This window comes from Parabacteroides sp. Y3-G-102 (assembly GCF_023656845.1).
GTDB lineage: Bacteria > Bacteroidota > Bacteroidia > Bacteroidales > Tannerellaceae > Parabacteroides > Parabacteroides distasonis.
Window position 1 is genome coordinate 23,508 of sequence record NZ_JAMOKU010000024.1, and the last position, 14,809, is coordinate 38,316.

Here is a 14,809-nt window from a genome sequence, read left to right on the forward strand (position 1 = left end):
GAATGGAAATGAAACGCAACTTGCTTCTTTTGATCGGCCTATGTATGGCGGTATGCGTACAGGCGCAAAAGAAAAACTTCTCTTACAAATTTTACGGACAGGTACGTGGAGACTTGTTCTATAATTCCCGTGCGAACGCCGAGATCGTGGATGGTTTGTTCCACCTATATCCGAAGGACGTGGCGTTGGATGCGGATGGCAAGGACTTGAACGCTAGTCCGAACGGTAGTTTTTACCTGCTTTACTCCCGTTTGGGAATCGATGTACAAGGACCGAAGGTTGGTTCGGCCAAGACTTCCTTGAAACTGGAGGCCGATTTCCGGGGTTCGGGTAGCAATTGGGCGGTGCTTCGTATCCGTCATGCCTATGTGAATCTGGATTGGGGCAAGTCCGCTGTCTTGATCGGACAGACGTGGCATCCGCTATTTGGTGAGGTCTTTCCACAGATGTTGAATCTTTCTACCGGCGCCCCGTTCCAGCCCTTTAACCGCAGCCCGCAAATTCGTTATCGTTATACGGACAATGGATGGCAATTGACCGGGTCGGTTCTATGGCAGTTGCAATATCTATCGGCCGGCCCGAATGGAAAGAGTGAGGAATATATCAAGAATAGTTGCGTACCGGAAGTCTATCTCGGGGTGGATTATAAGAAACCCGGTTGGCAGGTAGGAGCCGGTATGGAAATCTTGTCGTTAGTGCCGAGAACGCAGAACGAGGTGGATGGCAAGATTTATAAAGTCAGCGAGCGGGTTACTTCCGTATCCGGCGAGGCGCACGTGAAATATCAGGATGCGAATTGGTTGGTGATGGCGAAAACATTGCTGGCTTCTAACTTGACGCAGACTTGTATGTTGGGTGGTTACGGCGTCACCTCTATCGACCCACGTACCGGCGAACAGGAATATTCACCGTATCTTTTCTCTACTTCTTGGTTGAATATCGTGTACGGAAAGAAATGGAAACCGGGTTTGTTCTTAGGCTATTTGAAGAACTTGGGAGCGAACGAGGCACTGGTAGGCAAAACCTATGGCGTAGGTCTGGACGTAGATCAGGTATTTACGACCAACCTGCAGCTTTCGTATAATCTTCCGCACTGGAAATTAGGTGTTGAATATAGCCCTTCCATCGCATGGTATGGCAATGTGGATTTGCAAGATGGCGGACGGATTCATGACACACATTCGATAACCAACCATCGGGTATTGGGCGTATTGATTTATACGTTTTGAGAAGGCATGAAGGAATTACGCTAAGCATAAAAAAGCGGGATAAGAGTATTCTCTTGATCCCGCTTCCACGTATATAGAATTTACAAAGTTGTCTGTTATTTGATATTACCCACCTTTAGCAAGTACTCGGCGATTTGTACGGCGTTCAAAGCGGCGCCTTTCTTGATCTGGTCGCTCACGGTCCAGAATGTCAAACCATTCGGGTTGCTGATATCCTTACGGATACGGCCTACGTAAACCGGATCGTGATCCGCTACGAACAACGGCATCGGATAATCCTTGTTTGCCGGTTCATCCTGCAATACCACACCCTCAGCCTCGGCGAAAGCCTTGCGAGCCTCTTCCACGCTGATCGGACGCTCTGTCTCTACCCAAGTAGATTCGCTATGCGCGCGCATAACCGGTACGCGAACACAAGTAGCGCTCACCTCGATATCCGAGTGCATGATCTTACGGGTCTCGTTATACATCTTCATCTCCTCTTTCGTATAGCCATTTTCCGTGAATACGTCTACGTGAGGGATTACGTTATATGCCAATTGATAAGCGAATTTCTCTACTGTAGGCTCCTCGCCCTTTAATAATTGCTCATATTGTTTTACCAACTCAGCCATAGCGGTAGCGCCCGCTCCACTGGCAGCTTGATAAGTAGATACGTGAACACGCTTGATATGAGATAAGTTCTCGATCGCCTTCAACGCTACAACCATCTGGATCGTGGTACAATTCGGGTTAGCGATCACGCCACGAGGACGATTCAAGGCATCCTCCGGGTTTACTTCCGGTACGACCAATGGAACATCCTCGTCCATACGGAACGCGCTGGAGTTATCGATCATCACCGTACCATGTTTCGTGATCGTCTTCTCAAATTCCTTGGAAGTACCACCTCCGGCTGAAACAAAAGCAACATCGATTCCCTTAAAGTCGTCGTTATGCTTCAGTTCCTTAACGGTATACTGTTTACCACGGAAGGTATAAACACGTCCGGCACTACGAGATGAGCCAAAAAGTACCAGCTCATCCATCGGGAAGTTTCTCTGGTCGAGTACACGCAGGAACTCCTGTCCTACGGCTCCACTTACACCAACAATTGCTACTTTCATTTTGAGCACTGATTTAATTTGAATAATGTAAAATAGTTATAACTTTGCTGTCTGTAAAGGGCTTTCATATTTTTGCCTTTTGCGCCCTATTATTTACAGTTGTAACTTATTAGGGTGCAAAGATAGAGAAATTTATAACTAAAACGATATAGCTATGAAACAATTATTATTAATTCTTGCGTTTTTACTTCCGCTTTGCGCTTATCCCCAGTTAAAAGAACCGTTTAATGGACCGGAGATTACATCGGATAACCCTTGGACGGGTGATTTAGATTGCTTTGTGATTGAGAACGGATGGCTGGTCTCACGTGCGGATCCTACCCGGAAAAGTGTTTCCATAGAAACTCCTCTCGTTTATTCCGCTACAATGGAATGGGAATTTGAGATTCGGATGGATTTCAAACCAAGCGATCAAAACCATATCCGGCTACATGTTTATTTAGATGATCAGAGGATGCTTGGATTAAAAAACGATTATTATGTCCAAATCGGCAGTAATAAGAAAACGATAACTTTTCGGAAACATACCGCAACGGAGAAGAATCCAAAGATCTTAATAGAGAAAGCGCTCGATGTCTTGTTGGGAGCCGTGGATTTGAAAGTGAAACTTACTTTAGAAAATCATAAGATATGGAACTTATATGTGCTAGAGAAGGGTAGGTTTGTCTTGATAGGGAGTTGTGAGTCTGAAGTTTCTTCTTCATGTAAAGGGGGACAACTACGTTTTGAATGCCGCTATTCTAAAACTCGAGTAAATGATTTTGCGTGTAACTACATCATTATATCCGATAATATCTCGATCGAACCAGAGAAGCCGGATACTCCCGAAGAGCCAGAAGAACCCAATGAGCCCGATGAGCCCGATGAGCCGTTGGTACTTCCGCGGCTTCTTGCTATCCAACCGATCACCGAGTCTGTTTTCCAATTACAATATAATCTTCCGGTGGATATCCGTGAGGCGATATTCTCTATATCGGGTATCGGTAATGCCTCTCGTATGACCTATGCGGATGATATGCGGATCCATGTGAATATCAGCTTTGATAAAGAGTTGAAGGTTGGTATGGGTTATGATTTGTTGTGCTCGGGGTTAATGGATCTTGAGGGAAATAAGATTCCGGAGAGTTCTACCGAGATTCGGTTAGAATATGAAGAAGAGCCCGACGTTCCGGAGGAACCGGAAGTGCCGGATACTCCTTCTTTCCCCGCCGGTAGTATCCGTATTAATGAGGTGATGGCTGATCCGAAAGGGCAAAAGGCTTTTCCGGAAACGGAGTATGTGGAACTTTATAATACGACGGATAAGGCTATAGAGTTAAATGGTTGGTCATTCTTATATGGTAGTAAGCCAACGGTATTGACAGCTTTGCTTTTGGAAGCGGATGGATATATCGTGCTTTATCGGTCTGGTAGGGATATACATATTGACGATTCGGGGCTGGATCTGCCCTTGGATAAATTCCCGGCGTCTTTGGCGAACACGGGGAAGGAGCTTGTGTTATTAGATCCTTCCGGTAAGGAGATCGACCGGATTGCCTATGAGAAAGCGAAAGCCGGTATCGCTTGGGAACGTTCTGAAACCGGTTTTTATTTATCAACGGATGAGCGAGGAGGCACGCCGGGTTCCGCAAACTCTTCTCCTGACGATGAACCAGAAGATCCAGATCGTCCGGACACTCCCCATAAACCGGGTATCCCCACGGACATTATAGTCTTACCCAATGAGATCGTTTTTAATGAGTTGTTGCCGAATCCTTACCCGGAAGGGAGTGAGTATATCGAGCTTTATAATCGTTCAGACCGGACATTGCCTTTGGCTGGACTGTCTGTTGCTACCCGTAAATCCGATGGTACATTGAGTACGCATTATCCTTTATCTTCTATAGTCTCTCCGGTAGAACCACAAGATTATGCGTTGCTGACTAAAAGTATAGAAGGGGTGAGCGATTTTTATCTGATATCTTCGCCGGATGCTTTGCATGAATTAAAACTTCCGGTCTTGGCAAATACCTCCGCTACGCTAGTCCTGTTTCGTACAGAAGATGAGGTTATGATCGATGAGATTCGTTATTCCTCTAAATGGCATGCCCCATCCGTGAAAAACGAGAAGGGGATTGCCTTGGAGCGGATTAATCCTAATAGCGATACGCAGGATGAGATGAATTGGACCTCGGCTTCGGTCACGGCGGGATACGGTACGCCCGGCTATCGGAATTCCCAATATGGAAAGCAAGATGAAGGCGAGGTCACGGGCATAGAGTCTCCCGTTTATTCTGAGGCAACGAAGGAATATACGATCTCCTACCATCTTGATGAATCCGGTTATACCTGTAGGGCCTGGATATTTGATATCTCCGGAAGGCGTATCAGTGAGGTGGTAAATCATGACTTATTAGGGATAGAAGGTGAATTAACTTGGAACGGCCTTGCGGCAAATGGTTCCAAGGTGAGAACAGGAGTCTATATTTTCTATGCGGAACTCGTTCATCCTCAAGGAAAAATTGAACGTTATAAAGAAGTTTTCCTAGTGAAATAGAATGGGATGTGAAATATAAATACTATTTTTGTCATGAGTGATTTTGAAAGAAGGAGAGAAAAGAATAAAGAGGCACGAGAGTTAGTGAAGATACGGAAGGAGAATATCGCGAAGTATTTCTTTGACCTGTCAAAGTTGACATTTGCGGCTTTAGTGTTGGGATTAGGTGGAGCTTTCTTTAATATAGGTAATTGGGAAAGGTTATCATATGTTGATACTATACCTTTGATCATTTGGTATATTTTTGGAGTTGGCTTAGTTGCTACCGTATGGTTCGCATATATTGGAAGTTTAATACTTAAAATAAACACATAGCGAAAAAGTAAATTTGGGCAAAGCGTAGCGAATTAGCTGATAGAGCGTTCGTTACGCTTTGTTTTTCTATGGGACAGAGCCAACGAAATACCACCTCGAAGCCAAACGGCGCAGAAGTTCAGTTACCACCTCGTTACTCCCGTAACGGGTGCAAATTTCTTGCTAAAAGGTTCTTTTTCTGCGTTTTGCGTTGATTTACATAGCTGTCGGTAACTCACTAAGAACTAATTTTGTAACCAAAAAAAGGAGTGAGTTATGCGAAGTACATTCAAGGTATTATTTTACGTGAAGAAAGGCAGCGAGAAGCCGAACGGCAACCTGCCTCTGATGTGCCGTATCACGGTGGACGGCGAGATTAAACAGTTCAGTTGCAAGATGGACGTTCCCCCACGCTTGTGGGATGTGAAGAACAGCCGTGCTTCGGGCAAGAGCGTCGAAGCGCAGAGAATCAACCTTGCAGTAGATAAAATCCGTGTGGAGGTAAACCGCCGCTATCAAGAGTTAATGCAGACGGACGGTTATGTTACCGCCGCCAAACTCAAAGACGCCTATCTCGGTATCGGCGTCAAGCAGGAAACTTTGCTGAAGCTGTTCGAGCAGCACAACGCCGAGTTCGAGAAGAAAGTCGGGCACAGCAGGGCGCAGGGTACATTTACCCGTTATCGGACGGTCTGCAACCATATTCGGGAGTTCCTGCCCCATACCTACAAGCGTGAGGATATTCCATTAAAGGAACTAAACCTCACGTTCATCAACGACTTCGAGTATTTTCTGCGCACGGAGAAGAAATGCCGCACCAATACCGTGTGGGGCTACATGATTGTGTTGAAACACATCGTTTCCATAGCGAGGAACGACGGGCGTTTGCCCTTTAATCCCTTTGCGGGATATATCAACTCTCCCGAAAGCGTGGACAGGGGCTACCTCACCCAAACGGAGATACAGACGCTCATGGACGCACCGATGAAGAACGCCACCCACGAGCTTGTACGGGACTTGTTCGTCTTTTCTGTTTTCACGGGTTTGGCGTATTCGGACGTGAAGAACCTCACCGCCGACCGCCTGCAAACATTCTTCGACGGCAACCTGTGGATAATCACCCGAAGAAAGAAGACCAACACCGAATCGAACATCCGCCTTTTGGACGTTCCCAAGCGTATCATCGAGAAATACAAGGGGCTGGCAAGGGACGGTCATGTTTTCCCCGTTCCGAGCAACGGCAGTTGTAACAAGATACTCAAAGATATAGGCAGACAATGCGGCTTCAAGGTGCGTTTGACCTACCATGTCGCACGCCACACGAACGCCACGACCGTGCTTCTGTCGCACGGCGTACCCATCGAAACGGTGAGCCGCCTTTTGGGACACACGAACATAAAGACCACCCAAATTTACGCCAAAATCACCGCCCAGAAGATAAGCCAAGACATGGAAACCTTGTCGCACAAGTTGGAGGATATGGAGAAGAATATCTGCCGAGCCATTTAATTAAGAACAGAATACCGATGAAAGAAGAAAGGAACATTATCACGATGGACGGGCAGGGCAATATCTCCCTGCCGAGCGATATAGGCGCAACCGCCATGACCGAGCGAGAAATCTGCGAACTGTTCGGGGTTATCGCCCCGACGGTTCGGGCAGGGATAAAGGCACTCTGCAAAAGCGGAGTTTTGAGTATATATGACATAAAGCGCATTATCCGCATATCGGACAGATACAGCGCGGAGGTTTACAACCTCGAAACGATAGCCGCCCTCGCTTTCCGTATCGAATCGTTCGGGGCGGCGAAAGTCCGCAGGGCATTATTAGAGAGGATTATACACGGGCGAAAAGAGAAAACGACGGTATTCGTGTCGGTTGTTTCGGACGGCAAGCCCAACAGCCGTTGGAAAGCATGATGACATATCAACATATCAACATGCAAACATACCAATATATCAGCATACCAACATGCAAACCTATCACTATGGTGATATATATTGCAGGTTCTATTTCTCTTTTCAGAGGAAAGCGGAGCAATCATTTCCGTTTACAAAGGCAAAGCAAGCACGGGGCTTTATGTCGGCTTAAAGGTCAGGCGGCTGCGCCGTTTCCCGATAAATCTTCCTCTCGCTTCGCTGCGAGCGTATTTATTGGGAAAACCTTGTATCCGACCGCCCCGTGCAAAAGAGCCTTTAAAAACGGAAACGACCGCCCCGCCGCCCACCACCGACCGAAAGGGAAAAATAATAAGGTGGGGTTATACGGGTAAGCAGGCGGCAGGGACAGCCACCGCCGAAAGGCAGACGGACGGCACGCCGCAGGGTATTTACGGAGAAAATACCGTAGCTTATTAGGGAATTTTCCGAGCCGCAATACTACGTATCGCTGAAAATTCCCCAATAAGGCAAGGGGCAAGCCCCTCTGCACACCCCATCGGGGACGGCATTTGCCGCCCCTGAAGATACAAAAAATCATTGTTTCACAAGCCAAAAAAGAAAGGAAGAATATATGGGTTTCGTAGTTTTACACATGGAAAAGGCGCACGGTTCCGACAGCGGGACGACCGCCCACATAGAGCGTTTCATCATACCCAAGAACGCCGACCCCACACGCACGCATCTAAACCGAAAACTCATCGAATATCCCGAAGGAGTGAAAGACCGTTCGGCGGCTATCCAAAGGAGGCTGGAAGAAGCGGGACTGACACGCAAAATCGGAAGTAACCAAGTGCGGGCAATCCGCATCAACGTGTCAGCAACACCCGAAGACATGGAACGCATCGAACGGGAGGGACGGCTGGACGAGTGGTGCGCCGACAACCTCAAATATTTTGCCGACACGTTCGGGAGGGAGAACATCGTGGCGGCTCACCTGCACTTGGACGAGAAAACGCCGCACATGCACGTCACACTTGTGCCGATAGTCAAGGGGGAACGCAAGCGGAAGAAAAGGGAGGAGCAGGCGAAGAAACGCTACCGCAAGAAGCCGACCGACACCGTGAGGCTGTGCGCAGATGACATCATGAGCCGCTTGAAACTGAAAGCCTATCAGGACAGCTACGCCGTTGCGATGAAAAAATACGGTTTACAACGGGGCGTGGACGGTTCGGAGGCGAGGCACGTTTCCACGCAGCAATATTACCGTGACATAAAGCGACAGACGGAGGAGCTGAAAACGGAAGTGGTGGAATTGCAGGAACGGAAAGAAACGGCACGGGAAGAGCTTGAACGGGCGAAAAAAGAGATACAGACCGAACGGCTGAAAGGGGCAGCCACGACCGCAGCCGCCAACATCGCCGAGAGTGTCGGTTCTCTTTTCGGGAGCAACAAGGTCAAGACGCTGGAGAGGGAGAACACCGCCCTGCATAGGGAGGTAGCCACACACGAGGAAACCATCGAAGCACTGCAAGCCGAGATACAGACCATACGGGCAGACCACAACCGTCAAGTGCTGGAAATGCAGCAACGGCACATGACGGAAATACAGATGAAAGAAGCCGAACACAAGAGAGAGGTATCAAGGCTTACACGCCTTGTGGAGAAGCTCTGCGCATGGTTTCCGTTGGCGAAAGAAGTCCTGCGGGTTGAGAAGTTATGCGCCATCGTGGGCTTTTCCACGGAACAGACCCGTACACTGATAGCCGGCAGGGAAGTAACGCACGATGGCACGCTCTATTCCGAAGAACACGGGCGAAGTTTCACGGCAAGAAACGTCACTGCAAAAATAAGGCAGGAATCCGTATCGAAACGACTTGTGCTGTATATCAATCAAACTCCCGTTGGCGAATGGTTCAAGGAGCAGTTCGAGAGGCTAAAACAAAGCATGCGACAGCCCATACAATCGCAACGGAAAAGCAAGGGGATGAAATTATAAATAACTAAGAGATACGGAGCAGCTTTTTCTGTTCCGTATCTTTTATTGCTGAATGCTAAGTAAGAATGACCGATACATTTATTTACCGTTAGGAGTTGCTTTATTTGAATTTACAGTTACCAAAAGAATATATACTCTGTTTGACGTTTGAAATATGCGGTAGCAATGTCTTTGATAGCTTTTATTTGTGCAGACTTGATACGTTCATCTGAACGGATTTTCTCTTTTTCCATTGCGATTATATCATTATACTGCTTATCCATTCCTTTTTTTATAGAATTAAGTAAAGCTTTAGCTTGTGCGGCACAGCTACTTTGTGCATCAATCATAGAAACAAGTTCTGCCGCTTCTGTATAATCATGCTTAGAATAAGCAGCTTGAGCCGATAGTAAAATCTGACTGCAATATTGTGTCTGGCATTTTTTGAATATGGATACCATTGCATTTGAAACTTTTGTATATCCGGGCAATGATTCGGGATAAGTAGAAAGTAAAGCAAGAGCCTCGTCAAACAGTTGTTGAGAAGCCAAAGTATTGGCTTTGGTTATTAAAGAGACTGTATTATTTCTATAATAATCAGATATTTTCATTTTAGTTGCTTCTACAAATCTTGAATAATCAGTATTAAGTGCATCTATTTTATTGATAGCCGAACGTTTAGCTTCATTATCAGAATAGCCTTCACCTTTAGAGGCAATTTGCATGGTATTGAATACAGTATTTGTTATCATGTTCCTAACAGTCACAGTTATACCAAGCTCTACAGACAAAATTTGTCTCATTCCACCATATACAGAATTGGAGTTGATTATATTGATTTCCGGAACTATAATGATAGCACCACATTCAGTACCTGCGACACCTTCCGTAGAAAGAATTTGTAAAAGTTTGTTTTTAAGAATTGATTTTGTATTACCGTCAAGGGTACAGTCACTTGGCATTGCTACAGATATATAGACATTATCAGTTTGAGCTTGAACAAGGCAAGAATATCCTAATAACAATAAAAGAAAAAATATTTTTTTCATCGTAAGACACTATTTAAATGTTATAACAAGTGTATTATTGGCAGTACTTCGAGTAATTTGTAGCCCGATGCTTCTTGCAAATTTCAAAAATTCGAGTCCGAATTTATTGATATTATAATTATTTCCATTGTCATCTTTTAATGGAATACGCACATCATCAAATATCATTCTTTTATCAGTTGTACCTTGTATATGATAATTGTTTTTATAAGCGTGTTCACTCATCCAAAGTTCCAACTGGTCTGACAAGGTTAAACCATCATTGCCAATTTCTGTTGACATGGAAATGGAAGCGGTTTGTTCAAAACTAAAATCCACATTAATTGAACGTCCGTTGTTAACTATATCGGTGAATTTTACTTGAATAATATCAAGGAATTCATCAGCAACTTTTTCAACAGCCTTTGCTCCAAGTTTACCAATATCTTCAGTGTAGAATTTGCCACTTTCTCCCACCTTATTTGAGAGAGAGCCACCAGTTGAAATATCATACGCTGTAAGTATTGTTTTAACACTATTCCCAGTAGATGAAAGAACTATATCCATTTCCGCTTCTACATATATATCCGCACCCGATTGCTGGATAATCATTGATTTTAAATCTGATTGACTTTCTTGAGACAATCCCGATGTACGTGATAAAGATTTAAGTTTTGCTGCAAAGTCAACGGTCGTAAATCCTCTACTATCAAAAGCTTCACGTATTTTAGCTAATACAATTCTTTTATTGACATCATTTTCTATTACTTGAGAAATGTCTTCTCCTTGTTTGGTATATGGGATAACCATTATTTTGGGTTGGACTGTAGCTGTCTGCGCCCATGCCATACTACTGAGAAATACTGCCAGTAGTAGTATCATAATTTTTTTCATACGCTCTGTTTTTATAAACCGAATTTTCTTATAATTCCATTGTTTTCAAGATAAGTTCTCAATTGGTTCACTCTTATGCAGACATCTAATGTTATACATTTTTGTTTTAATGCGTTTTTCCCGTAGGGAGTAACTATGATAGATGATTCTACAAAGTTTTGATATTCTTTACTGTAAAAAGCATCAAAGAACTTCTTGTATTTGTTTTCGACTACGGCTTTATCTTCTTGTACAAGAGGCATACTGTGTTGAGTTTTCTGCGTTCCTACAAAAAGTAAAGTCTTTATTGCGGATAACTCTGCATCCATTGAGGCAATAGTAGCCTTTTTCCCATAACCGACACAACGCATTGAAACAGCATCTTTTGTTGCGTTTAATACGCTTACTTGATATTGTGCTGAAACTTCAAGTATAGCGGTCAACATTATTAGGCATATTATCAGTATTTTCTTCATCTAAACCGTTATTTTATAATAAGAAAACATTTGATTTGCTTATTTGCATTAAAGTTTTCGTAGATTGCCTTACCTTCTTTTTTACTAACCTTACATTCTGAATAGGCTTCTCCTTTTAATGCTGTCACAGTAACAATTCCCAAAGTAGTAGGTAGAATTTCTCCATCAAGAATTTCAAGCACCTCAACATTGAATTTATCCCCTACTTTTATCCCATGCTTTTTACCCGCTTTTATCAGGATAATTTCTGCCACACCATTTTTTTCTTTCACAATCTTCATAAGTTTAGCTGTAATGGGGAAGTTTATCCTAAAATATTCAGCCATTCTATCTTGTAAAGACATCATAGCCATTGTAACGGCACTTTCCGGAGAAAGGCACTCATCGCTTGCTTTTCCTTCAAAACTGGTTGCTTCCGTACTCAACCCCGTTGCCACATCCACAATCTTCATTTGAAAAGCGACACTTGCCTTATAACCTCTTATTGTTCCATCTCCATTTTTCATACGGTAAACGGGTATCTTGACAATCTCTCCGGTAATCATTTTTTCCGCAGCAACAGCAACATCTTGCTCTACAAGATTATCACTATCAATAAACGCCTCGCTTTTTTGTAATTCCAATTCTTGTGTTATTTTTTCCCGACTGGTACGGTCAACTACTCTGAAACGTTTACTATTGGTAAGCATTTCCACAACCTTTTCTGTCACCAATCCAGTATAAGGGCTATTTTCTTTACAAGAAAATTCTGCGACACCGACTACTTGGCGGTCATCATCATTTGACTGCGCATACCCTTTAAAGATACACGCAGTCATAATGATTGTAATAATAACAAATCTCATAATCAGTTAGGGATTATAGATTTTTACCCGATTTCAGAGTTTCGATAATTGTATTAACAGCCTTTACTTGAGCTGCACTTTCTTCCACTAAAATTGGAGTTGCGGTATTTCCAAATTCTACTACGGCTGTTGCAGCCTTGGCTGTTTTTGCAGCTTTTGCAGCTTTCATGGGATTCTTTTGCTTGGATGCCTCTTCTATCATTTTCTTTGCCTCGTCAGCAGCCGCTTGAACTTTATCCGTTGCAGCTTTTATGCTTGCGGCTTCTCCTGCTACAGTCGCTGCAAATGTTACCCATTCATCAAGAGTAGGTTTAGTAATTGTAACATCTGTTACACCATCTTGAGTTTCACCAATTTCTCGTTTGTACATATTTTCCAATTGTACACTGTTGGCAATCGCCAAAACTGCGGCATTCTTCACTGCATCCCCATAGCCATCCACATTTGCACTTCCTGATGTCTTGTAATCATTACACAATGCTTGCAATTTTGCAGCGCGTTCCTTACTTTTCTGAATGTCGTCCTTGATTTGAGCGTTGGCGGAGCATACCATCATGAAAAGAGACATGAGCATTAATACATATTTTTTCATAAAAATAACTATTGTGCCTTTAGAAACCCGATAAGGCGATTTTTTTGCTTAAAAATTTTGATTACATAATAAAAAACGTGGGCTTCCACATCCACTTGTCCGCTTCTGAGGTCCTGAGAAAACCTTGTTGGTGAACGAATGGAGTGTCTGCCCACGCCAATATGTTGCACGTTCCCATAAAAGTGTGCGGAGAGCATTATATACTCTCACTGCACACTCCGGGATACAATTTAACATACCCGTAGCATTCACTTCAGACATTGTCCATGACCAACAATTCGAAATTTCTCAGGTTTCAGAAAGCCACAAGACAAAGCATCAATGACGCTTTTATATTATGTAATATCTCGCCCACCCATCGTTGTTAATTCCACGGCGTGGACGACATAATGCAAATATACTTAAGTTCTATCATTCAAGCAAAAGAATATGGAAAAAGATACATCCGAATTTTGTTTTTCTCAGAAAAACTTCTTATTTTTGCTTCGTTAAAGAGTTGTTTGACAGCATAGCAACGCAAAACGCTGAAATTCGCACGGTTGCTAACTCGTTACCGCCACTTCTCAAATACTTTGCTAAAAGTTTATTTCTCAATCAGTTAAGTCTAACTGACAAAAATCTAAAATAGATTAGTATGATAGTAGTGGCTGTGTTTTTTACAATTGTTGCTGCAATAGCAGGGAGTATCTTACTATTTCTTCACACTCCTCGCGGAAAGCGTTGGATAAGGGGTGATTAATAGACCGCTTTATACCACTCAAGGTTCTTGTACCATTCGTTCAGTTTGGGCAAGGCTTCTTGGGGGACGTAAATGGATAGGCCGCTATATTTATTGACCGGCAGATAGCTTCCATATGGATACGGATAAGCGTAAACCGCCTTGGGTGTAGTAGCCTTGTAAATAACCGCCTTTTCCATGCTCCGCTTGAATGCGTTATATTGCTCTTCCGTGGCCAGACGGCTCACGTAATCATCAAAATCATATAAGGCATGATAATTCGGCGTCAAATACTCCATGATCTGCAATTCGCTAACGGGTACGGCGAAAAGATCACTTTCCGTCTTATCATGGAATAGGGTACGGCAAGTAGCGGCCAATTCATCCAACTCATCGCTTTTCATGACCGAGATCGTTCCTGCCTCACTTTGATAATACGTATAAAACTTTGTCGCTATCCCCACCACATCAGCTTCTTTCTTGAACATATCCCCCATGATCGTTTGATAGGGGAAACCATTGGCCAGTATCTCCGTTGGCGAGCCGATGATATAATCCGCACATCCCCGGAAAGCATAAGCTACCTCGGCGCACGACATATAACAGGCGTCGAACAAAAGAAAATCAAAATGATACTTCGATAAAGCGGAGGCCAAATCATTGATCTCCATGAAATTATTCTTCCCATCCTGCCCGAAAGAACGCAGATAGCTATAGATATCCGAAGGTAGCCATCCCGTTCCGTGACTCCACAGCACCAACCCGTAACTATCCGCCGGATATTCCTTTTGTACCTTGTCGATTATTTGCGTCAGCGTCTCGGTAGAGGCCGAGTTCTGGTTCGAGTCGTAGGTCTCGAGCACGATCTGCCGGATGGTATCCGCTTCCAGCTTTAATTGAAAAAGCTGGGGAGCCTCGTTCTGCTTATCCGTATAGATCAACAAATTGCCGTTGTTCAATCCATCTCGCTCAATCCCTTCCTTTATCGCCCTCAGGTTTTGGCTCACGTATCCACTCAAGCTATTATCCCCCGCGAAATAGATAAGAACCGTACGAGGGGCGGTAGTAGGGATAACGACCTCCTCTTTATCGCAAGCGACAAACGAAAGGAGTGACAGGAAAAAAATCACGATATATTTAGCCTTCATGAGTCATATTCTGGATTTATTTTACAAAGGTATTACAATTTCTTGATATACGGAAGAATGAGGAAGATGATTTATCCTTACTTTCCACTCTACTATTTTATATATGAGA

General features: G+C 44.0%; 14 protein-coding genes. 7 read left to right on the plus strand and 7 right to left on the minus strand.

Annotation, left to right across the window (positions count from 1 at the left end; all coding sequences use genetic code 11):
* Window positions 1-8: 8 nt before the first annotated feature.
* Window positions 9-1,229: a DcaP family trimeric outer membrane transporter gene (locus tag NBH16_RS13235; protein WP_034530824.1), complete on the plus strand. Its 1,221-nt coding sequence runs from the start codon at window positions 9-11 to the stop codon at window positions 1,227-1,229.
* A gap of 95 nt (window positions 1,230-1,324) precedes the next feature.
* Here NBH16_RS13235 and NBH16_RS13240 read toward each other — a convergent pair whose 3' ends face one another.
* Window positions 1,325-2,335: an aspartate-semialdehyde dehydrogenase gene (locus tag NBH16_RS13240; RefSeq protein ID WP_005859941.1), complete on the minus strand. Its 1,011-nt coding sequence runs from the start codon at window positions 2,333-2,335 to the stop codon at window positions 1,325-1,327.
* A 154-nt stretch (window positions 2,336-2,489) separates the two neighbouring features.
* Here NBH16_RS13240 and NBH16_RS13245 point away from each other — a divergent pair, with 154 nt between their 5' ends.
* The 6 genes from NBH16_RS13245 to mobV all read left to right on the plus strand — a co-directional run bounded on the left by NBH16_RS13245 (window position 2,490) and on the right by mobV (window position 9,041).
* Window positions 2,490-4,871 (plus strand): lamin tail domain-containing protein, encoded by a 2,382-nt coding sequence (locus NBH16_RS13245; RefSeq protein WP_250788710.1) that lies wholly within the window; start codon window positions 2,490-2,492, stop codon window positions 4,869-4,871.
* A gap of 33 nt (window positions 4,872-4,904) precedes the next feature.
* Entirely contained in the window at window positions 4,905-5,186 is a 282-nt protein-coding gene (locus NBH16_RS13250) for a DUF6722 family protein (protein WP_250788711.1), read from the plus strand.
* Between the two features lie 255 nt (window positions 5,187-5,441).
* Window positions 5,442-6,674, plus strand: a complete 1,233-nt coding sequence (locus NBH16_RS13255; protein ID WP_005797050.1) for a site-specific integrase — start codon at window positions 5,442-5,444, stop codon at window positions 6,672-6,674.
* Window positions 6,675-6,691: 17 nt separating this feature from the next.
* Window positions 6,692-7,084, plus strand: coding sequence for a hypothetical protein (locus tag NBH16_RS13260; RefSeq protein WP_005797051.1), 393 nt, complete (start codon window positions 6,692-6,694; stop codon window positions 7,082-7,084).
* A gap of 81 nt (window positions 7,085-7,165) precedes the next feature.
* A complete protein-coding gene (locus NBH16_RS13265) occupies window positions 7,166-7,522 on the plus strand; it encodes a hypothetical protein (protein ID WP_165859785.1) in 357 nt (118 codons plus the stop codon).
* A 154-nt stretch (window positions 7,523-7,676) separates the two neighbouring features.
* Window positions 7,677-9,041 (plus strand): MobV family relaxase, encoded by a 1,365-nt coding sequence (gene mobV / locus NBH16_RS13270; RefSeq protein WP_117693463.1) that lies wholly within the window; start codon window positions 7,677-7,679, stop codon window positions 9,039-9,041.
* Between the two features lie 116 nt (window positions 9,042-9,157).
* Here the strand turns inward: mobV and NBH16_RS13275 are convergent, their stop codons facing one another.
* From NBH16_RS13275 to NBH16_RS13300, 6 genes are all read right to left on the minus strand, one after another.
* The gene (locus tag NBH16_RS13275; RefSeq protein ID WP_117693465.1) at window positions 9,158-10,069 is read right to left on the minus strand and encodes a hypothetical protein; all 912 of its coding nucleotides are present in this window, start codon (window positions 10,067-10,069) and stop codon (window positions 9,158-9,160) included.
* Between the two features lie 9 nt (window positions 10,070-10,078).
* Window positions 10,079-10,942: a DUF6175 family protein gene (locus NBH16_RS13280; protein WP_117693467.1), complete on the minus strand. Its 864-nt coding sequence runs from the start codon at window positions 10,940-10,942 to the stop codon at window positions 10,079-10,081.
* An 11-nt stretch (window positions 10,943-10,953) separates the two neighbouring features.
* The gene (locus NBH16_RS13285; RefSeq protein WP_117881297.1) at window positions 10,954-11,397 is read right to left on the minus strand and encodes a hypothetical protein; all 444 of its coding nucleotides are present in this window, start codon (window positions 11,395-11,397) and stop codon (window positions 10,954-10,956) included.
* 8 nt (window positions 11,398-11,405) lie between these two features.
* Window positions 11,406-12,242: an LpoB-related protein gene (locus tag NBH16_RS13290; protein WP_117693471.1), complete on the minus strand. Its 837-nt coding sequence runs from the start codon at window positions 12,240-12,242 to the stop codon at window positions 11,406-11,408.
* A gap of 13 nt (window positions 12,243-12,255) precedes the next feature.
* On the minus strand, window positions 12,256-12,834 hold the full coding sequence (locus NBH16_RS13295) for a hypothetical protein (protein WP_117693473.1): 579 nt from the start codon (window positions 12,832-12,834) through the stop codon (window positions 12,256-12,258).
* Between the two features lie 735 nt (window positions 12,835-13,569).
* Window positions 13,570-14,700 (minus strand): clostripain-related cysteine peptidase, encoded by a 1,131-nt coding sequence (locus tag NBH16_RS13300; protein ID WP_250788712.1) that lies wholly within the window; start codon window positions 14,698-14,700, stop codon window positions 13,570-13,572.
* Window positions 14,701-14,809 lie beyond the last annotated feature (109 nt).